Source organism: Curtobacterium poinsettiae (assembly GCF_047226435.1).
GTDB classification, from domain to species: domain Bacteria; phylum Actinomycetota; class Actinomycetes; order Actinomycetales; family Microbacteriaceae; genus Curtobacterium; species Curtobacterium poinsettiae.
In genome coordinates, this window is the sequence record NZ_CP178434.1 from 2,398,499 (window position 1) to 2,419,081 (window position 20,583).

At 71.9% G+C, this 20,583-nt stretch carries 17 protein-coding genes; 7 read left to right on the top strand and 10 right to left on the bottom strand.

Going from position 1 to position 20,583, the window contains the following annotated elements:
* The first annotated feature begins 4 nt into the window (after positions 1–4).
* A complete protein-coding gene (locus tag ACL00U_RS11220; RefSeq protein WP_412873404.1) occupies positions 5–1,561 on the top strand; it encodes a DUF2142 domain-containing protein in 1,557 nt (518 codons plus the stop codon).
* Positions 1,562–1,839: 278 nt separating this feature from the next.
* On the opposite strand, the gene ACL00U_RS11225 is transcribed toward ACL00U_RS11220, so the two are convergent.
* The gene (locus ACL00U_RS11225; RefSeq protein WP_017888770.1) at positions 1,840–2,871 is read right to left on the bottom strand and encodes a lysylphosphatidylglycerol synthase domain-containing protein; all 1,032 of its coding nucleotides are present in this window, start codon (positions 2,869–2,871) and stop codon (positions 1,840–1,842) included.
* Between the two features lie 101 nt (positions 2,872–2,972).
* Complete coding sequence (locus tag ACL00U_RS11230; protein ID WP_017888769.1) at positions 2,973–4,847, bottom strand: hypothetical protein; 1,875 nt, start codon at positions 4,845–4,847, stop codon at positions 2,973–2,975.
* A gap of 103 nt (positions 4,848–4,950) precedes the next feature.
* On the opposite strand from ACL00U_RS11230, the gene ACL00U_RS11235 reads away from it, so the two are divergent.
* The gene (locus tag ACL00U_RS11235) at positions 4,951–6,234 is read left to right on the top strand and encodes an acyltransferase family protein (protein WP_017888768.1); all 1,284 of its coding nucleotides are present in this window, start codon (positions 4,951–4,953) and stop codon (positions 6,232–6,234) included.
* 125 nt (positions 6,235–6,359) lie between these two features.
* Positions 6,360–7,358: a GH25 family lysozyme gene (locus tag ACL00U_RS11240; protein ID WP_200942684.1), complete on the top strand. Its 999-nt coding sequence runs from the start codon at positions 6,360–6,362 to the stop codon at positions 7,356–7,358.
* Positions 7,359–7,465: 107 nt separating this feature from the next.
* Here the strand turns inward: ACL00U_RS11240 and ACL00U_RS11245 are convergent, their stop codons facing one another.
* Positions 7,466–8,689 carry a polysaccharide pyruvyl transferase family protein gene (locus tag ACL00U_RS11245; protein WP_159556674.1) on the bottom strand — a complete coding sequence of 408 codons (1,224 nt, stop codon included), beginning with the start codon at positions 8,687–8,689 and terminating at the stop codon, positions 7,466–7,468.
* 48 nt (positions 8,690–8,737) lie between these two features.
* Between ACL00U_RS11245 and ACL00U_RS11250 the strand changes: the two genes are divergently transcribed.
* Positions 8,738–9,940, top strand: a complete 1,203-nt coding sequence (locus tag ACL00U_RS11250; protein ID WP_412873405.1) for a glycosyltransferase — start codon at positions 8,738–8,740, stop codon at positions 9,938–9,940.
* 71 nt (positions 9,941–10,011) lie between these two features.
* Here the strand turns inward: ACL00U_RS11250 and ACL00U_RS11255 are convergent, their stop codons facing one another.
* The 3 genes from ACL00U_RS11255 to ACL00U_RS11265 form a co-directional block, all read right to left on the bottom strand.
* Positions 10,012–11,319, bottom strand: a complete 1,308-nt coding sequence (locus ACL00U_RS11255) for a UDP-glucose dehydrogenase family protein (RefSeq protein ID WP_194589682.1) — start codon at positions 11,317–11,319, stop codon at positions 10,012–10,014.
* A gap of 70 nt (positions 11,320–11,389) precedes the next feature.
* Positions 11,390–11,938, bottom strand: a complete 549-nt coding sequence (locus ACL00U_RS11260) for a PH domain-containing protein (protein WP_017888763.1) — start codon at positions 11,936–11,938, stop codon at positions 11,390–11,392.
* 4 nt (positions 11,939–11,942) lie between these two features.
* Positions 11,943–12,743: a biotin--[acetyl-CoA-carboxylase] ligase gene (locus ACL00U_RS11265; protein WP_056070837.1), complete on the bottom strand. Its 801-nt coding sequence runs from the start codon at positions 12,741–12,743 to the stop codon at positions 11,943–11,945.
* Positions 12,744–12,817: 74 nt separating this feature from the next.
* Here ACL00U_RS11265 and ACL00U_RS11270 point away from each other — a divergent pair, with 74 nt between their 5' ends.
* Both ACL00U_RS11270 and ACL00U_RS11275 read left to right on the top strand, forming a co-directional pair.
* Positions 12,818–14,413 carry an acyl-CoA carboxylase subunit beta gene (locus tag ACL00U_RS11270; RefSeq protein WP_017888761.1) on the top strand — a complete coding sequence of 532 codons (1,596 nt, stop codon included), beginning with the start codon at positions 12,818–12,820 and terminating at the stop codon, positions 14,411–14,413.
* Positions 14,413–14,667 carry an acyl-CoA carboxylase subunit epsilon gene (locus ACL00U_RS11275; RefSeq protein WP_412873406.1) on the top strand — a complete coding sequence of 85 codons (255 nt, stop codon included), beginning with the start codon at positions 14,413–14,415 and terminating at the stop codon, positions 14,665–14,667. Before ACL00U_RS11270 ends, ACL00U_RS11275 begins: the two co-directional genes overlap by 1 nt.
* A gap of 601 nt (positions 14,668–15,268) precedes the next feature.
* Here the strand turns inward: ACL00U_RS11275 and ACL00U_RS11280 are convergent.
* From ACL00U_RS11280 to ACL00U_RS11295, 4 genes are all read right to left on the bottom strand, one after another.
* Positions 15,269–16,318 (bottom strand): hypothetical protein, encoded by a 1,050-nt coding sequence (locus ACL00U_RS11280; RefSeq protein WP_307360103.1) that lies wholly within the window; start codon positions 16,316–16,318, stop codon positions 15,269–15,271.
* Positions 16,315–17,568, bottom strand: coding sequence for a sensor histidine kinase (locus ACL00U_RS11285; RefSeq protein WP_017888758.1), 1,254 nt, complete (start codon positions 17,566–17,568; stop codon positions 16,315–16,317). Before ACL00U_RS11285 ends, ACL00U_RS11280 begins: the two co-directional genes overlap by 4 nt.
* A gap of 5 nt (positions 17,569–17,573) precedes the next feature.
* The gene (locus ACL00U_RS11290) at positions 17,574–18,293 is read right to left on the bottom strand and encodes a response regulator transcription factor (protein WP_017888757.1); all 720 of its coding nucleotides are present in this window, start codon (positions 18,291–18,293) and stop codon (positions 17,574–17,576) included.
* Between the two features lie 176 nt (positions 18,294–18,469).
* Entirely contained in the window at positions 18,470–19,729 is a 1,260-nt protein-coding gene (locus tag ACL00U_RS11295; RefSeq protein WP_194589684.1) for a class I SAM-dependent RNA methyltransferase, read from the bottom strand.
* A gap of 14 nt (positions 19,730–19,743) precedes the next feature.
* On the opposite strand from ACL00U_RS11295, the gene ACL00U_RS11300 reads away from it, so the two are divergent.
* Positions 19,744–20,538, top strand: coding sequence for a Maf family protein (locus ACL00U_RS11300; RefSeq protein ID WP_056070832.1), 795 nt, complete (start codon positions 19,744–19,746; stop codon positions 20,536–20,538).
* Positions 20,539–20,583: the final 45 nt, after the last annotated feature.

Here is a 20,583-nt window from a genome sequence, read left to right on the forward strand (position 1 = left end):
TGGGGTGACGGCCGAGACGACCACCACCCCTGCTCCACCCCGCACCGCGCGCTGGGAACGTGTCGCGATCGCGGTGATCACGGCGACCTTCGGGCTGTGGCTCGTGGCGTGGGCGTTGATCGTCCCGGTGTTCGAAGCGCCCGACGAGACCGCGCACATCGACGCCTCGGTGCACCTCGCCGTCGGCGACGCGTGGGCGGCCCCCGGCGAGCTGTTCGTCACCAACGCCGTGCAGGCCGCCAAGGTCGAGCAGGCGACGAAGCCGTCCGACGAGTGGTCGACGGTGGGCGAGTTGCTGCAGAACGCCCCCGGCCCCTCGGCGACGGTCAACCAGATGACCCAGCACCCGCCGACCGCCTACCTGGCCGGAGCCGCCGTGCTCCGTGCCGTCGACTTCGGCGAGCTCCGCTGGGACCACGCGTTCATCGCCCTCCGCCTGGCCGACGTGCTGGCCGTGACCGCGCTGCCGCTGCTCGCCTGGGCGTCGGTGCGCCGGGTGACCCGCAGCCCCCGCGCCGCGCTGATCGGCGCCCTCGCCGTGTTCGCGACGCCCGAGCTCGCGTCCATCGGCTCGTCGTTCTCCAACGACGCCCCCGTCCTGCTCGTCGCCGGGATCGTCGTCTGGCTCGCCACGCGTCTGCTCACCGGGGACACCCGCTGGCGCACCGCGATCGCACTGGCTGCGGTCCTCGGGGCCCTGGTCTGGATCAAGGGCACGGGGTTGCCGGCGGTGCCGTTCGTCGCGGTGGTGGTGCTGTTCGCCGGCGCCGGGGTGCTGTCCCTGCGGCAACGGATCGTGCGCTCGGTCGTCGCGATGGCGGTCTCCGGCGGCATCGGCGCGTGGTGGTGGCTGCACAACCTGGTGTCGTACGGGCGGATCCAGCCGAACGGCTACACGGCCATGCGGCCCCCGAAGGACTTCCCGCCGGGTGAGAGCCCCACGCTCGGGCACTTCCTCGACGTCAGCTGGGGCACCCTCGCCCGCACGTTCTGGGGCAGCTTCGGCGGCCGGGCACAGGTCACGATCGGTGATCTGCTCACCGCCGTCCTCACCCTGGTCGCCCTCGTGGTGCTCGTCGGCTGGGCGTTCCGCCGCGGCCCGGACCTGCGGACGGCGCTCTGCCTCGCGGTGTTCCCGGCGCTCCTGATCGGCATCCAGAACCGCACGAGCGCGCACTCGTACCTGACCACCACCGAGGTCGCCGCCACCCAGGGCCGGTACTACTTCCCCGCGATCGTCTGCCTGATCGTGCTGAGCGCGCTCGCGTGGCGGCGGCTGGTACCGGCCGGCCGGGCACGCGCCTGGGTCGCGCTGGCGCTGGCCGTCGTGCTGCCCGCCGTGGGCGTGTACGGCTTCGCGGTGGCGTCCGCCTGGTTCTGGAACGCGGCGGTGTTCCCGGTGACGGGGCGTGGGCTGCTGCGCTACTCCGAGATCGGCCCGGTGCCACCCGCGGTGCTCGTGGTCGTCGTGGCGCTGGTCGCGGTGGGCCTCGTCGCCTCGGTCGTGCAGGTCGCGCGCGCCGACCGTCGCGCCCTGTCGACGACGGTTCCCGTCCGCTGACACGCCCGGCCGCGGAGCGCCGGGCGGGCACGACGTGCCGCAGGCGCGGCCCCGAGGGGTCGCGAACCGTCGTCTGGAGCGTCTCCAGGCGACACTTCGTGACCACTCGGCGGACGGCGCACGGCGCGGGTTGGACGCCCCTGCGAGACGGACGGGAGGCCCGGTGCCAGCTGGCACGGGCCTCCCGTCCGTCGCCAGGCGCGCCACGGCCGCCCGGTGTGCAGAAGACGTCGGGTCCCGACACGGGACCCGACGTCTTCTGCACACTCGCTGCCGCGTCAGGCGGCGGGGACGCCACCCTCGACCGCGGAGGGGTCGTCCGTCGGCCGGTCGCGCCGGAACCACGTGGGGGCCGCGGCGCAGAGCAGGAAGAGTCCGTCGACCGCGAGGCTCCAGACACGGGTGACGACGACGACCACGAGGGCGATCGGCACCGGCATCACGAGGGCCAGCAGGAGGGCCTGGACGCCCTCGCGGACACCGAGCCCGCCGGGCGCGAAGACGGCCAGCATGCTGATCGCCGAGGCCATGCTGGCGGCACCGATCACGAAGGCCGCGTCGGTGATCTTCAGCGAGGGGTACACCCCGAGGGTGATGAAGTAGTACGCCGTGCCGGACAGCACCGCTCCGGCGACGTAGAGACCGGCCCCGCCGAGGACGGTGCCGAGGTTCGGGCGGACGTCGGCTTCGAGCGGCTTGCGGCGCAGGATCTTCAGCGCGATCCCGATCAGGAACACGAAGACCCGCGGGATCAGGCAGACGACACAGCCGACGAACGCCGCGATCATCAGGACGATGAGCCACGGGTCGAGGTTGTGGGTGCGCGGGTCGATGAGCAGCAGCACGAGCGCCAGGGCCAGGGTCGCGGCGATCTGTAGGGCTCCCTCGAGCAGGCCGCTCACACCGAGACGGGCCTTCGAGACGCCGTGCTTCGAGGCGAAGTAGACCTTGCCGATGATCCAGGTGGCAGCACCCGGGATGTAGCGGCCCATCCAGGACTTCGCGTACACGTAGGTCAGGGTGACGCCACTGCCCTTCAGCCCGGTCGCACCGAGTCGTCGCAGCAGGTAGAACCAGATGCCGACACCCCAGTAGCGGAACCCGAGGCTGATCACCGTCGCGAGGGCCACCCACGACCACTGCCAGTCGAGTCCGGCGAGCTGCCCCCAGTCGACGCCGCGCACGTACAGCACGAGGAACACCGCGAGCAGGACGTAGAAGACGATCGGGATCGCCTTGCCGAGGAACCGTCGTCGCTTCGACGGACGCTTCCCCTCGGGCGCGGGGGTGTCGCTGGTGCTGACGGACAAACGGGTCTCCTGCTCAGGTCTCGGGCTCAGGTCATGGTAGACGGTGGGGCGGGCCGCTCCCTGCGGTGCCGCTGCGGCCCTCGCTCGCCCCGTCGCTCGCGCTACCGGGCGAGCTTGATGACCTGGACGCGGCAGGGGACCTCGGGGTCGGTCGACCGGTCGGTGCTGCACGAGATCGTCGCGTTGTACGTGCCGACGACCTTGCCGGCCGCCGAGTAGTCGCGCGCCGGGGCGGTGGCCGCGTCGAACTGCACGAAGTACTGCACGCCCTGGTCGAGGAACAGCTTGCGCATCGCGTCCGACTGGTAGGTGTACCCCTGACCTGAGCGACCGTACACACGCGTGTCGGTCAGGAAGGCGAGCGACGCCAGCGACCGGTAGTTCGACCCGATGACGGTGGCGTCCTCGGGGAGCGCGCCGCTCGCCCGGATCTGGTCGGCGAGCCGGACGATCTCCGGCACCCGGGTCGGGCCGAGGACGCGCAGCGGCTCGGTCCGGTTCACCGACGGGTAGAACGGCGCCGGCGATCCGAGCCAGTTCTGCGTGTACGACGCCAGGGGCACCACGGCGATCGCCAGGCACGCGACGATCGTCCGCACCACACCACGACGGCGCACCAGTCGCCAGACCGCCGGCAGCATGAGCGCACCGATCATCGCGGTCAGGTAGAAGAGCGGCCAGTAGTAGCGCGCGTTGCCGCCGCCGCTCGACGACGACGTGATCATGCCGTAGCCGACGAAGTAGACCAGGGTCGTCGCGGCGACGATGCAGGTGAAGGCGTAGCGGCGGAAGCGCACGACACCGATGACGAGTGCGGCGGCGAAGAGCAGCGCGATCGGCGCCGCGAACGGGGCGAACGTGCTGATCTTCTGCAGGTAGTACGGCAGGGCGAGCATGCGCTCGTGCAGGTAGTAGCCGGCGCGGGCGGCGATGCCGGACTCCTTCGTGACCTTCGGCGCGGTGTCGTCGCTGGACGACGAGGTGGCCGGCGGCACCACGGCGGGGTCCGGGTTGTCCATCGGGCCCTGCTTGTAGACCGACGGGGTGAAGTCCTCGTTCGGCGAGAAGGCGTGGTCGTTGGGCGGGACCGGCAGGAACGGCCAGTCCGTGGCTCGACCGCCGTCGTCGAACTTCGAGCCGATGTTGACCGACAGCGACGACCCGAGCGTCACGGTGTCGTACTTGGCGGTCAGGGCACCGACCCAGGGGGCGATGACGACGACGAACACGACGATCGTCGCGACGGGCGCCGTCCACCAGTGCCGCACGGGCTCGTGGCGACGGCGGGCGGACCAGACGCGCAGCAGCAGCCAGAGGATCACGGCCCCGATGGCCACCGGCAGCAGGAACAGCTTGGTGAAGTAGCCGAGGGCTGCGACGGCACCGAGCACGGCCCCGGAGACGACCCGCGCCCGCGTCGATCCGTGCAGCGCCTGGTCGGCCCACCGGAGTGCCCAGAGGAACCCGACGACCCACGCGACGACGAGCAGGTCCGGGGTCTGCACCGGCACGGCGCTCATCAGCGCGGGGATCGCCGTGACCATGAAGACCAGGGCCGGGACGATGCGGTGGTTCTGCGACCAGACGAGCCACCCGCCGATGCCGAGCACCACGGCCGCGGCGAAGCAGTTGACGATCGCGAAGGCCGTCTGCAGGCCGAGGCCGAGCGCGACGAACGGCGCCATCATCCACGAGACCAGCGGCGACCAGTACGCGTTGATCGCATCGGGCAGCCAGCCGTTCGCGTACTCGCGCGCGATGCCCATGTAGGAGATGCCGTCGACGTTGGTGACGCCGAGACGGTTGTGGTAGGCCACCGCAGCGCAGAGGACGACGCCGACCACCGTGAGGACCGCGAGGAGCAGGGGTGCGACCAGGTGCCGGTACCGTCGGGAAGCCGTCCCCGAACGGCCTCGAACGGGCTCGTGGGCGGACTGCGGTGCTGCGGGCGTCGTCACGGTCACGTGCTTCATCATGACATCCGATCGCTTGTCGGACCGCACCGGGCCGGATCGCGAGGGACGCTCGGCGTGTGGGAGACTGCCGGGGACCCCGCTCCGACCACCACGAGGACGTTCGTTGGCCACCGAAACCCGCGCAGCCGAAACCGCAGCCGAACCGAGGGCCGCCGCTCCCCGAGCCGGGGGCCGTCTCGAGTTCCCGTACCTGGACGGTCTCCGCGGACTCGCCGCCCTCGCCGTGGTGTTCTACCACGCGTACCTCTTCACGGGGATGCGGGGCACCGGTCCGACCGAGCTGCCGTGGCTCCGTCCGTTCATCGGGTGGGGCTACCTCGGCGTCCCGCTGTTCATCGTGCTGTCCGGCTACGTGCTGATGCTCCCCGTCGTGACCCGGTTCGACCGCTACCGGTTGCCGGGCGGCTTCTGGAAGTTCATCTGGCGCCGCGCACGACGGATCATCCCGCCGTACTGGGCGTCGCTCGTCGTCTTCGCGCTCATCATCCTGTTCGTCCCCGTGATGGGGCAGCCGGGTGGCACGCAGTGGGACACGAAGTTGCCGATGGGTTGGGGAACCTTCCTCACGCACTTCTTCCTGGTGCACGACTTCTTCCCGCAGTACATCGGCAAGATCAACGGCCCGATGTGGACGGTCGCCGTCGAGTGGCAGATCTACTTCCTCATGCCGCTGCTGATCCTGCCGCTCTGGAAGGTCTTCGGCGGCTGGGCGACGGCGTCCTCGCTGGTCCTGATCGGCATGTGGATGGGCTCCGAGAGCCGCTACTCGTGGATGCACCCGTGGTTCGTCGGCCTCTTCGCGGTCGGCATGCTGGCCGCCGAACTCACCGTGAAGGCCCGTGACGAGCACCTGACCGGCAAGCTGAACGCCTCGAAGCTCGGCGGCCCGCGGTGGCAGGGCGGCGTGTTCGTCGCCGCGATGTTCGTCGGGATGCTCCTCGTCTTCTTCCGCAACCGCGACTACTGGCAGCACCAGACCTGGCCGTCCGAGGTCGTCCTCGGCATCTTCGCCGGCATCCTGCTGACCTGGATGGGACGCCGAGCCGTGTCCGGGCAGCACACCTGGCTGGCACGGTTCTTCGCCTGGAAGCCGTTCGTGCTCGCCGGCCTCGTGTCGTACTCGGTCTACCTCTTCCACAGCCCGCTGCTCGGACTCGGCAACCTGCTGCTCCTGCCGATGGGCCTGTACCCGAAGTGGCAGTTCCTGCTGATGGTCTTCGTGGTGATCCCGGTCACCCTGGCCATCTGCGTCGGGATGTGGTGGCTCGTCGAGCGCAACTTCCTCAACCGCCGGCAGAAGCACGCCACGCGCGAGGTCGCCTCGCGCGGGCGCCTGCCGGAGGTCGAGACCGACGACACCGACACAGCGCCGCGCCGGCGGCGGTAGCCCACCGCGGCGGGTGCCGCCCGTGTGCGCCTGACGGACATGTGTCGCCGAGGCCGGGTAGCATCACTCGGACCTCGGCGTGGGAGATCAGGCCCACGGCATCTCGACAGGGAAGACGAGACCACATGCGCGCACCGATCAGCAGACTCCTCGGACTCGGCACCGCCGCCGTCGTCGCCGGGGCCATCACCTTCGCCAGCGGCCCGGCCGTCGGCGTCACCACGACCGACCCCGCGACCGCGGCACCGGCCCCCACGGCGGGTACGTCGGCAGCGGCGCCGGCGGCAGAGGCACCCACCGAGCAGCTGTCCATCGCCGAGATGGACCGCACCGGCAACCACACCATGGGTGCCGGCATCGCCGCGCACGCCGGCGAGTCCCACGTCACGACCGCCTCGCCCGACGCCCTGTCCGGCGGCGTGAGCGCGCAGGCCCTCAGCTCCTCCGCCGCTGCCGCCTCCGCCGGCGGTCCGCCCCCGGGCCGGGTGCAGGGCTTCGACATCAGCGCGTGGCAGCCGAGCGTGAACTTCCGGCAGGCGTACGGCAACGGCGCCCGGTTCGTGTACGTCAAGGCGACCGAGGGCACCTCGTACGTCAGCTCGACGTACAAGCAGCAGTACGCGACCGCGAAGCAGCGCAACCTGTACCGCGGTGGCTACGTCTACGCCCAGCCGAGCCAGGCGAGCGGCGCCGCGACGGCGAACTACTTCTTCGCGCACGGCGGCCAGTGGAGCAAGGACGGCAAGACCCTGCCGCCGCTGCTCGACATCGAGTACGGCAGCGCCGCCCAGGGCACCTGCTACGGCAAGTCGTGGTCGTCGATGCGCAGCTGGATCAAGGACTTCAACCGGACGGTCGTCGCCAAGACGGGTCGGTACCCCGCGATCTACACCACGACCGACTGGTGGAAGCGCTGCACGAACAACAGCAACCAGTTCTCGAAGAACCCGTTGTTCGTCGCGATCTACCCGGTGAAGGACTTCACCACGCCCGGCACCCTCGGCCGCAGCTGGTCGAAGTGGACCTTCTGGCAGTGGGCGTCCAGCGGCACGCTCCCCGGCGACCAGGACGTCTACCGCAACGACATCACCTACCTGAAGCGCTTCGCCTCCCGGACGAGCTGACGTCCGTCAGGCACGCGGCTGCACCGTGCGCACGACGGACAGGAGGCCCGTGGCGGTGTCGCCACGGGCCTCCTGTCCGTCACGGGCGCGCGTTCGCGCCCGTCGTGTCAGCGGACGTCGCGCGTCGCCTCGGCGAAGTCGGCGTCGAGTGCGGTCGCCATGCGGGCCACGCCCTCGGCGAGCTGCGCACGGACCGTGTCGCGGTCCGCGTCGAGCGCCTCGAGCTGCGCCGTGACGTCGTCGACGAACGTGGGCTCGAGCGCGGCCTCGATCGGCTTCGAGTACGCCTGCTGCCCCATCTGCTCGAAGAACAGCCGGCCCTTGTCGACGTAGTAGAGCACCGCGGCCGGCACCCCGGCGATGGTCGCCACGATCGCCGAGTGCAGGCGGCTCGCCAGGAACAGGCGGCTGCGGGACATCAGCCCGGCGTACTCGGACGGCGAGAACTCGTCGGCCTCGACCACGTGGGTGCGGTCGGCGTGCCGCATCAGCGCGATGACCTCGCGGGCGAACGCGGCGTCACCCTCGGAGGCCTCCATGTGCATCGGGTAGAACACCACGTCGGCGTCCCAGCGGTCGATGACGCGGTCGGCCAGGTCGGCGACGGCCTGGCGGTAGGTCACGAGTTTGTCGCTGTCGACACCGGTCTGGCGGAAACGCTTCGGCAGGAACCGGAACGGGATCCAGCCGCTGCGCTTGTAGTGGAACCAGCGGCGGACGCCGAAGCCGATCGAGCCGTCGAGCTGCTCGGCGGTCAGGCCGGTGGTGCGCTCGAGCCGCTCGAGCACCTCGGCGTCGGGCGGGGTGACCGTCCCGACGACGGCGGGGTCGAAGGACGACACGATCGGCGTCGTCACGCCCCAGGACAGGAGCTTCTCGCGGGACTCGTCGTCACGGACGGCGAACGCGCTGCACAGGTCGACGGTGGCGCGGATCAGGCGCTTGCTGACCCCGGCGGTGGTCGGGCCGATGCCCTGGAACGCCCCGACGAGGTTCTTGTTGACCGCACGGACGAGCAGCATCTTGCCGAACCAGTACACGAGGCCGAGCTTGTTCGTGTAGTCCTTCAGGATCTCGCCGCCACCCCAGAGCACCACGTCGGCGCCGCGGGCGGCACGCAGCAGGGCGAACAGGTCGCCGATGCCCGTGCTGTACGGGGAGACCGGCAGGAACCGGATCCCGAACCACGCGGCGTCCCGCTCGGGGTACTGGGACAGGGACACGATCTCGGCGTCGGGCCACCGGCGGCGGACGAGCTCGACGTTGCCGGCGAGGATCGCCCGGTCCCCGCGGTTGTGGGGCGAATCGCTATTGTGGATCAGTACGCGCACGGGGTGAGAGCCTACCGGACCGTCCCCCGCCACCCCCGGAAAGGCACGATGTCCCGCACCACTCGCTCCGCCCGCTCCCGCCAGGGACGCCCCCGCCTGCTCGTCCTGGGCTCGACGTTCCCGGCCAGACCGGACGACGGGGTGCCGGCGTTCGTGCTCGACCTCGCCCACCAAGAGGCGACCGAGTTCGACACCCTCGTCCTCACGCCCCGCGTGCCCGGCGGTGCCACGAAGGAGCGCATCGGCGAGGTCGCGGTCCGTCGCTACCCGTACTTCCCGCGTCGCTTCGAGGACCTGGCCGACGGCGCGATCCTCGACAACCTCAAGGAACGCCGCTCCCGCATCGTGCAGGTGCCCGCCCTGGTGCTCGCGCAGTACCTGGCCGTGCGGCGCGTGGTGCGTTCCGCGAAGCCCGACGTCATCCACGCGCACTGGGCCATCCCCCAGGCCCTCGTCGCGACCCTGGCCGCTCCGGGCGTGCCTGTCGTCGTGACCACCCACGGCGGGGACATCTACGCGCTCCGTGCGGCTCCCCTCGTCCGCCTCAAGCGGTGGATCTTCGGGCGGTCAGCGCACGTCACCACCGTCAACTCCGAGATGCGTGATCGGCTGACCGAGTGGGGCGTGCCCGAGTCACGCTCGACCGTGATCCCGATGGGTGTCGACCTGGGCCCGGCCCGCGACACCCGCGCGCGCGTCGCGCCACAGGAGCACCACGTGGTCGCCGTCGGGCGGTTGGTCGAGAAGAAGGGCTTCGGCAACCTGATCGAGGCGCTCCGCGGCCTGGGCGACGACGTGCCGTGGCGGCTCACCGTCGTCGGAGACGGCCCGTACCGGACCCAGCTCGAGCAGCAGGCCGCAGGGCTGCCGGTGTCGTTCCTCGGCCAGCGTGGCCGCACCGAGGTCCTCGAGACCCTGGCCTCGGCGACCGTCGTCGCCGTTCCGTCGATCCCGGCGGCGAACGGCGACCAGGAGGGCCTGCCGGTGACCCTGCTCGAGGCCGCGGCGGTCGGCGCCGCGATCGTGGCGAGCGACCTGCCCGGCATCCGTGACGTCGTGCAGGACGACGTGTCCGGCGTGCTCGTGCCCCCGGGCGACGTCCCGGCACTCCGCGCGGCACTGCAGCGCGTGCTCACCGACGACACGGCGCGGACGCGCTACCAGGAGCAGGCCGTCGTCTCGGCGGCGGAGTTCTCCACCGAACGGATCGGCGAGCGGTACCGCGCGGTGCTGCGCGCAGCCATCGGCTGACGACGCGATGAACGCACAGGAGGCCCGGTGCCGGTCCCACGGACCGGCACCGGGCCTCCTGTCGGTCGCGGCTAGCGCCCCATGCCGCGGTACGTGAAGCCGGCGGCGGTCCACGCCTCGCGGTCGAGGCAGTTGCGGCCGTCGATGACGACGGGCGACGCAACGAGCGCGGCAGCGGCCGTCGCGTCGAGCTCGCGGAACTCGGTCCACTCGGTCAGCACGAGCACGAGCTCCGCTCCACCCAGCGCCTCGGCAGCGCTCTCGACGTAGTCGAGCTCGGGGTGCACGCGGCGCGCGGTGACGACGGCCTCGGGGTCGTACGCCGAGACGACGGCGCCGAGTTCGTGCAGGCGAGCAGCGATGTCGAGTGCCGGCGAGTCGCGGACGTCGTCGGAGTTCGGCTTGAAGGCCAGGCCGAGCACGGCGACGCGCTTGCCGCTGACGACCCCACCGAGCAGCTCCTGCGCCAGCTCGACGACGTGCGCGCGACGGCGCAGGTTCGTGGCGTCGACGTCGGCCAGGAACGCCAGGGACTCCCCGACGCCCAGCTCGTTCGCCCGCGCCTGGAACGCGCGGATGTCCTTCGGCAGGCATCCGCCACCGAAGCCGAGACCGGCGTTCAGGAACTTGCGGCCGATGCGGGCGTCGTGGCCGATCGCGTCGGCGAGCGCCGTGACGTCGGCACCGGCGACCTCGGCGATCTCGGCCATCGAGTTGATGAAGGAGATCTTCGTGGCGAGGAACGCGTTGGCGCTGATCTTCACGAGCTCGGCGGTGGGCAGGTTGACGACGAGTCGGGGCGTGCCGGTGGACAGTGCCTCGGCGTAGACCTCGTCGAGGGCGGCGACGGCCTGCTCGCCGGCCGCACCGTCGGGCACGCCGTACACGAAGCGGTCCGGCGCGATGGTGTCCTGCACCGCGAAGCCCTCACGCAGGAACTCGGGGTTCCAGACGAGCGTGGCACCGGGGACGGCCTCGCTGACCTCGGCGGCCAGGCGCGCCGCGGTGCCGACGGGCACGGTCGACTTGCCGACGACGAACTCGCCGGCGGACAGGTGCGGGGTGAGCGCGGCGACGGCGGCGTTCACGTAGGTCAGGTCCGCGGCGCCGGTGGGGCCCTGCGGGGTGCCGACGGCGAGGAAGTGCACGCGGGCACCGGCGACCTCGGCCATGTCGGTGGTGAAGCGGATCCGACCGGACTCGAGGGCCTCGGTCAGGATCTCGGGCAGGCCGGGCTCGAAGAAGGGGGCCTCGCCGGCAGCGAGCCGCTCGATCTTGGTGGGGTCGACGTCCACAGCGACGACCTCGTGTCCGAGTTTGGCCATGGAGGCGGCGTGCACGGCACCGAGGTAGCCGCAGCCGATGACAGAGATACGCACGTCGAAGACGGTACCGGTTTCTCGCCGAAGTCTCACCACTGCTCCCCAGGGGGTGTCGCGGCGTCCGCGGTCAGGCCCGCACGTCGCCCCACGGCGGACGGTCCGGACCGCCGACGATCTCGTCCCAGTCCGGCTCACGGTGCCGACGCCTGGCCTCGTACGCCTCCACCAGGTCGTGCAGCACGGCGACGACGAGGTCGGCGTGCGGCACGTCGGCGAGGACCACCGCCGGGTCGTCCCCGGGGAACACCAGCACGTCACCGGAGCGGAACAGGCCCTGCAGGCCCCGACGCCGCACCGTGACGTCGTAGCCGCGGGAGTGCAGGAGCTCCCGCCGCGTCCGGGTGCCGAGGCCGCCCACCACGACCAGACGACGGGTGGTGACCACGTACCGCTCCGACATCCAGCGGAACAGCGGGACCGCGCCGCCGAACACGACGAGCACCAGGACGACGAGCGCGACGACGGCGTTCAGCCACGCCAGCTGGGCCTGGAACACGCCGAAGCCGAACCCGCCGGCCGCGGTGACGAGCACGACGAACACCGCCGGGCGCACCAGCCGACGGGCGTGCGGTCGCAGGCGTGCGACGACACGTTCGGGCGGGGGCTCGGCGGTCATGCCGTCATGCATACCGCAGGTGGGTGACGTCCCCCACCGCGACGCCCCTGGTGCGCCCCGCCTGGTCCCGGATCGTGATGCGACCGGCGTCGTCGATGCCGGTCGCGTCGGCTTCCTCGACGCTGCCGTCCGGCAGCTCGAGACGGATGCGGCGACCGATCGTGCCGCACGCGGCGCGGACGTGGGTCCGGACCGTCTCGGCGGCGTGACCACCCGCGACCAGGCCGGCCACCGCCTCCAGGACGGAGCGCAGGAACGCGGACAGGACCGCGTCGGCCAGGGCGGGTGCGTCGTCGGCCGCGCCCGCGAGCAGGAGCGAGGTGGACGTGGGGGTGGGCAGCCGGTCGGCCGGGATCGTCAGGTTGACGCCGGCGCCGACCACGACGCTGCCGTCGGCGGCGACCTGGCAGAGGATTCCGCACACCTTGTGCCCGCCGACCTGCACGTCGTTCGGCCACTTCACGACGACGTCCGCGCCGGCGGGGAGCACCGACGCGATCGCGTCGCGCATCGCCGCACCGGCGACCAGGGGCAGCCAGCCGCGGTCGTGGTCGTCGAGGTCGGCGCGGACGAGCACGCTGGCGGCGAGCGTCTCACCGGCCGGAGCGGTCCAGGTGCGGTCGAGCCGGCCCCGCCCCGCGGTCTGGTGCAGGGTCGCGACGACGCTGCCGTGCTGCTGCTCGGGCGCTGCGGCGAGCAGGTCCGCGTTGGTGGACCCGGTCTCGGCGGGGGCGGTGATGGTCGCGCCCGTCGACCGGACCGCCTCGCTGGTGGCGGGGAACGACGGCGACGGGGATGTGGACATGCACGCAAATGTACGGGCAGGAACCGTGGGGGTCCTCCAACCGGCAGCGTCCCACCCGCCGGTAGGGTGAGCGGGTGACTTCAGGAGACACCCCCGATCTGTCGACGACGGCCGGCCGGCTGGCCGACCTCCGCGACCGGTACCACGAGGCCGTGACCGCCGCGGGCGAATCCGCCATCGCCAAGCAGCACGCGAAGGGCAAGGGCACCGCTCGCGAACGCATCGAGCAGCTGCTCGATCCGAACTCCTTCGTGGAGTTCGACGAGTTCGTGCGGCACCGCACCACGTCGTTCGGCATGGACGCCAAGCGCCCCTACGGTGACGCGGTCGTCACCGGCGTCGGCACGATCCACGGCCGGAACGTCGCCGTGTACGCGCAGGACTTCACGGTCTTCGGCGGGTCGCTCGGCGAGGTCGCCGGCGAGAAGATCATCAAGGTCATGCAGCACGCGCTCAAGACCGGCGTGCCGATCATCGGCATCCTCGACTCCGGCGGCGCCCGCATCCAGGAAGGCGTCGTCGCGCTCGGCAAGTACGGCGAGATCTTCCGCCTCAACACCCAGGCCTCCGGCGTCATCCCGCAGCTCTCCATCGTGATGGGCCCGGCGGCCGGCGGTGCGGTGTACTCCCCCGCCCTCACCGACTTCGTGATCATGGTCGACAAGACCAGCCACATGTTCGTCACCGGTCCGGACGTCATCAAGACCGTCACCGGCGAGGACGTCGGCTTCGAGGAGCTCGGCGGCGCCCAGACGCACAACGCGGTCTCCGGTGTGGCCCACTACATGGCCGAGGACGAGACCGACGCGCTCGACTACGCCCGCTCGCTGATCGGGTTCCTGCCGGACAACAACCTGTCCGACCCGCCCGCGTACGACGTCGCCCCGGAGCTCGAGACCACGGACGCCGACCACGAGCTCGACGTCGTGATCCCGGACTCCACGAACCAGCCGTACGACGTCACCACGATCATCGAGCACATCGTCGACGACGGTGAGTTCCTCGAGGTCCAGCCGCTCTTCGCGCCGAACATCCTGATCGGCTTCGGCCGGGTCGAGGGCCGCACGGTCGGCATCATCGCGAACCAGCCGCAGGCGATGGCCGGCACGCTGAACATCGACGCCGGCGAGAAGGCCGCCCGCTTCGTGCGGTTCTGCGACGCCTTCGGCATCCCGATCCTGACCCTGGTCGACGTGCCCGGCTACCTGCCCGGCACCGACCAGGAGTGGACCGGCGTCATCCGCCGCGGCGCGAAGCTGCTCTACGCCTACGCAGAGGCCACCGTCCCGCTCGTCACCGTCATCACCCGCAAGGCCTACGGCGGCGCGTACATCGTGATGGGCTCGAAGCAGCTCGGCGCCGACATCAACCTCGCGTGGCCGACCGCCGAGATCGCCGTGATGGGCGGTCAGGGCGCCGTCAACATCCTGTACCGCGCCGAGATCAAGCGGGCCGAGGAGTCCGGCGAGGACGTCGCTGCGGTCCGGACGAAGCTCGCCAACGAGTACACGTACAACGTGGCGTCGCCGTACCTGGCGGCCGAGCGTGGTGAGCTCGACGGCATCATCCAGCCGCACGCCACCCGCGTGTCGGTCATCAAGGCCCTCCGGTCGCTGCGGGGCAAGCGTGCAACGCTGCCGCCGAAGAAGCACGGGAACATCCCGCTCTGATGGGACGCCACGCAGCACCCGTGCCCTCGGACGAGCCCGCTTCGGTGGCGGACGTCCGGGTGGTCTCCGGCGAACCCACCCCCGAGGAGCTCGCCGCCGTCGTGGCCGTCCTGCAGCGGCAGGCCGACGAGGCCGCGGCGGCCGGACGCGCTGCCGTCGTCCTCGAACCGCGCACCGGCTGGGACGTGGCGGCTCGGGGGCTCCGCCGCCCGCTCGAGGACGGACCGGGCGCCTGGGGTCGATCGCTCCGCTGATGTACCCCTCGGTGCGCGGCCGATCATGACGGTCACGGGGCGCACTTCCCGGTCGGTATCCCCTCGCTCGGGGGACACGATCTGCGGATGCGGACCGGAAATGCCGAAATTGTCCCCCATAATGACGACTGACATGCAGCTGGTGCGTGGGCATAGTAGTTGGTGTTCGGTGTCCTTCAACGAAAGACATCGCTGGTCGGTGGCCGACTAGGGTACGAAGCCACCGCCCGCTGCGGGGCAGGGCGACATTCGGGTTGTCGCTCAGCCTCGGGTCGCGAACGGGCCGGTCGGTATCCGACCGGCCCGTTCCCCGTTCCCGGGGGCGTCCAGCGCGTGCTGGCGGGCGTCGGTGCGGCTCGCGGGGCCGATGCGGAACGACAGCGTCGCCGTCGTACGACAGCGACGTGGTCGCTTCCACGCACGCGCCAGCCCGGCGCGCCCCCCTGACGGCCGGGAGGCCCATGTCGGGGCCGCCGCGCGCCTCCCGGCTGTCCCCCATCGCGTCCAGGGCAGTGCGCGCGTCCGCACCACGTTCGCGACGATCCACGCGTCGATCACGTGGTGCATCGTCGCGACACGCGCGCGGCCGCGTGGCCGCGCGCTACGCCGGCTCGTGCCGCGGGATCTCGAGCCAGAGCGCGACGGAGTCGTCCTCGTCACCGTCGTCATCGTCCAGCCCCGCTCCGAGCGCGGCCGACTCGCTCGCCGCCACGTCGAGGCGGAGCCCGACGACGGTCACCGCGGAGTCGGAGCCCTCGCTGACGGTCCGGACGATGACGTTGTCGGCGTCGCGGGTCTGCCGCAGCGCCTCGGCGACGCGGGCGTGGATGCGACGGATGTCCGGGGCATCCAGGTCGTCGAGCCCGCCGTCGTCGTGCAGCTGGACGGTCGCTCCACGGCGACGCAGGCGCATCACCTCGTCGCGGACGTCGTCCGACAGCAGCGACCGGCCGCGGATCTCGTCACGGATGGCCTGCTCGAGGTGCAGGCACTCGGCACGGTCGGCCTCGTCCAGGTCCCCGCAGGAGTCGATGATGCGCTGGAGCATCGGCAGGGCCATCCGCGTGGTCTGGCTCAGCCGGAACTGCCGCTCGAACACGTGGGCGTCCTGCGCAGCCTGCCAGTCGGCGGTCTCCTGCTCGGCGAGGACGAGCTCACGGGTGTTGCGGATGGCGCGGCTCATCGCGGCCGCGAAGACGGTGGCGATCGCGACCCAGGCGACACTGCCGACCACGCCCAGACCGCCGAGCGAGCCGAGGCCGGCCCAGGCGACGGTGTACACGGTCAGGAACAGCACGCCGGCCCACGCGAACGGACCCCGGCCGCGCACGACGAGCACGACCATGAGCGTGCCGATCGCCGCGATCCACCAGGTGGCGGAGCCGGGTCCGCGACCCTCGACGACGACCGGGGCGGCGATCACCGGCATCACGATCGCGGTGGCGAGGGAGAAGCAGGCCGTCCAGACCGGCAGGACCTTGCCGGGGACGAACAGTGCGAGGCCGGTGGCCGCGGCGTAGAGCGCCATGCAGGCGATGATCGGGGCGACCTGGTCGACGCGCGGGAGCGTGGCCGCGGCGAGGACCAGGTGGTAGACGGAGAACAGCGACGCGAGTCCGAGGGCGATGCTCGCCGGCAGGGAGACCTTCATGCGGTCGTCCTCGCAGCCGGCGACCACGTGAGCACGATGCGGGTGCCCTCGCCCGGCGCGGTGTGCACCTCGGCGTGCCCGTCGACGGTCGCGATCCGCTCGACGATGGAGCGGCGGACCCCCAGGCGTTCAGCGGGGATGGCCGCGACGTCGAACCCGCGGCCGTCGTCGCCGACCTCGACGCGCACGCCCTGCCCCTGCTGCTCGATGCTGACCCAGCGGGAGACGTCGCAGTCGCCGGCGTGCTGCACGCTGTTCACCGCGGCCTGCAGCGCCGCCGAGGCCAGCGCGTCCGCGACCGACGCGGGCAGGCGGACCGACCCGGTCGTCGTCGGGACGAGGCGGACGGGCGCGGGGAGGGCGCCGATCCCCTCGCGGATGCGCGCCCGGAGTTCCCCGAGCGCGACGGGTTCGACGTCGCCCGGGCCGTCGGTGGCCGCGGCCTCGAGGTGGTCGATCGCGTTCCGGGCCATCCTCGCCGCGAGGGTCTTGGCCTCGAGCGTGTCGGCACGTGCAGCGGAGAGCAGCGTCGTCAGGACGCTGTCGTGCACGATCGCGTCCACCTGGACCCGTTCGACCTCCGTCGCGTGCTCCCGGATGGCGAGCGAGTACCGCCGCACGGCCGTGGACTGCGCCGTGTCGACCGCCGTGGCCGCGCGGCGCAGCACCACCGCGATGACGAGCACCGCGCCGCTGAGGAGCGCCGTGTAGACCCCGTCGAGCAGCACCGCGAGGACGCCGACGTCGCCGCCGAGCGGGCTGAGCCGGACGACGACGTACACCGCCGGCACGAGCGCGGTGTAGACCGTCGCACGCCACGTGGCGAAGCCCATCGCTGCCGCCGTGCAGCCGACCGTGCAGAACCACCACGGCCACGGCTGCTGCGACGACGGGATGGGCTCCTGCACGGTCGCCGTCCACGTCACGAGCGCGACGAGGAACAGCAGCGCGCAGATGATCTGCGCCATCTGGGCGACCCGCTGCACGAAGGCCGCTACGCCGATGAGCACGAACGACGCCGCGAGCGCGAGCATCAGCGTCGGCCCCCAGAACGGGTCGAGGTACGGCAGCTGCTGCACGACCGCCGGCGCGTCGACGATGCCGAGCCCGATCGCGGCCATCGCCAGGAGGATCGCGAACGCCCGCTCCACCGATGCCTGCGTGATCGAGGCGCGGACGCTGCGCGCCGGATCGGCACCGAACGGTGCCGGTTCGACGGCCGTCCGCCCCGGCTCAGCCGCGGTGACCATCCGTGTCAGCGACCGTCGCCGTCGGGGTCGATGCCCGAGTCGAGCCCCGGGAGGATCCCGTCCTCGACGGCCCGACGCAGCAGGTCGACCTTCGTCGGGGCCGGACGGCCGACCTCGACGTACTTCACCCGGATCCGGTCGAGGTACTCACGCGCCGTCGAGTAGCCGATGCCGAGCTGCTGGGCGGCGAGCTTGAGCGGGAGCCCCGAGGCGTAGAGGTGCAGGATCTCGCGCTCGCGGCGGCCGAGCTGCGCCTTCGCGAAGTCACGGTCGGCGTCGATGGCGCTCGCCCACTCGAGGTTGTTGAGCACGTCGCCCCGAGCGACGGTGGCGACCGCGGCCATCACCGTCTTGGTGGCGGAGGACTTCGGGATGACGCCGGCAGCCCCTGCTGCGAGCGCCTCACGCACGTTGGCGACCCGGTCCGCGATGGAGTGCACGAGCACCGCCGATCCCGTCCCCTGCACGCCCTTGACGTTCTCGGTGACGGTCGAGCCGTCACCGAGGGACAGGTCGAGGACGACGACGTCGACCTCTCGCCCGTCGAGGTTCTGGACGTACTCGGGGACGCTGGCGGCGGTGAGCACCACCTCGAACCCCTCGTTCTGGCACGCCGCCTGGATCCCGAGTCGGACGGACTCGTGGTCGTCGACGATCGCGACCCGGACCGGCCTGGTGGCCGCCCCTGACGTCTCGGTGCTGGTGGTTGTCGTTCCTGCTGCCACTGTGGCCTCTCGTTCCGATGCGCGACGCCGGCCCCTGAAACCGGAGTGCCATCAACGACCCAGGATACCCAGCCCGGACTCAGGTGCGGGGCTTCTCGGCCGCGCCACGCTGGTCGGTCCGCCTATTGGTGGACACCCCGACACGCAAGGAACGGCGGTCGAACGAGCCCCGGCCCTCAGCGCGTGGGGACCAGGCGCGCGACGGCTTCCAGGTGGTGGGTGTGCGGGAACAGGTCGAAGGCCCGCAGGGCCTCGAGCCGGTACCCCAGGTCGGCGAACGTCGCGACGTCGCGTGCCAGTGCCACCGGGTCGCACGCCACGTAGACGACCTGCTCCGGCTGGAGCGCGGCGATCTGCACGACCACGTCCCGCCCGGCGCCGGAGCGCGGCGGGTCGAGCACGACCGTGCCGGCGCGGAAGCGGTCCTTCTCGGCGCGCGAGGCGTTGGCCACGGTGTTCGTCAGCCAGCGGTCGACCCGGCCGGTCTCGGCACGTGCGCCGAGCCACTCGGACAGGTTCTCCTGCGCGTGCTCGGTGGCACGGGCGGCGCTCTCGACGCTCGTGATGCGCGCCTTCGGGCCGACCAGGTCGCCGAGTGCGGCGGCGAGCAGACCGACACCGCCGTACAGGTCGAGGTGGGTGCCCTCGGGGTCGAGGCGGTCGCGGTCGACCAGGTCCTGCACGGCCTCGGTCAGCACGGAAGCGGCGGCACGGTGCACCTGCCAGAACCCGTTGTCGTCGACCTGGAAGGTGCGCTCCCCCACGACCTCGGTCACCACGGTGGGCTTCTGGTCGTCGATGACGAGCCGTGCCCCCTCGGAACCGCTCGGCGCGAGGACGTCGATGACCGACGAGCCCGGCAGCGCACCACGGCCGAGCGGGGCGCTCTGCTGCACGACGGCGGTCGCGAGCGGCAGGCTGGCGACGGGGATCACGGAGTGGGAGCGGGCAGCGAAGGGGCCGGCGGTGCCCTGCTCGTCGACGTGCAGTCGGACACGGGTGCGCCAGCCGAGGCCGTTCGCCGCGTCGTCGCCGGGCGCGGCCTCGACGACGACGTCGTGGCCGAGCACCTCGGCGAGGTCCATCCGCGCGAAGCGTGCGAACGAGTCGACGAGGACGTCGTGCTTCAGCGTGCGCTGGTGTGCAAGGGCGATGTGGCCGAACTCGGCACCGCCCGGGCGCGTCTCGGGGTCGCGATCGAGCGCGGCCTCGGGCCAGACGTGGTCCACGCGGTGCTCGCTCGGCGTCAGGACACGGACCGTGTCGGCGCGCCAGAACGACTTCTTGCGGTCCTCGGTCACCCGGGCGACGACGCGCTCCCCGGGGATCGCGTCCGAGACGAAGACCACCCGTCCTTCGTGCCGTGCCACCGAGATGCCGCCGTGGGCGATCCCGGTGACGTCGAGTTCGAGCAGCGTGCCGACGGATTCACCCATGGTGAGATGGTCCCATGCGTCTGTACCTCGCGAGTACATCCCCCGCCCGCCGAGCACTCCTCGCCCAGTCCGGGATCGAACCCGTCCTCGTGTCCCCCGGGGTCGACGAGGACGCCGTCGGCGCCGCCGCCGCGGCATCGCTCGGGCGCGACCTGACCGGTCCGGAACTCGTCTCGCTCCTCGCCGTCGCGAAGGCGTCGGCCGTCGCGGACGCCACGGTGGCCGGGTCGCCGGTCGACGGGGTCGTGTTCGGCGGCGACTCCGCCTTCGAGGTCGACGGGCAGCTGTACGGCAAGCCGCACGACCCGGAGGTCGCGCGCGAGCGCTGGCGGCAGATGCTGGCCGCCGGCGGCGGCACGCTGTGGAGCGGGCACTGCGTGATCGACCGGCGACGGGACGACCGGCGCCCGGACCTGGAGCCGACCACGGGACGGCCTGGAGGCACGGGACCGGCACGCACCGTGCCTCCCGTCCGGTCCCTGGTCACGTCCGCCGCCGGCGTCCCCGAGCTCGGCGACGTCGCCCCCGGCGGGTCGGCGCTGGCCGCCGACGGCGACCGCGTCGTCGCCGTCGACAGCGCGGTGCTGACCTTCGCCGACGACGTGTCCCCCGACGAGATCGACGCGTACGTCGCGACCGGCGAGCCGCTCGAGGTCGCCGGCGCGTTCACCATCGACGGCCGGGCCGCCGCGTACATCACGCGGATCGACGGGGCACCGTCCGCGGTGATCGGGATGTCCCTGCCGATGCTGCGCTCGATGCTCCTGCGTGGCTTCGGCATCGACTGGCACGATCTGTGGGCACTGTAGACATCCGCACCTGATCCGGGTGCTTCTTTGTGGGCGTCAGTCAAA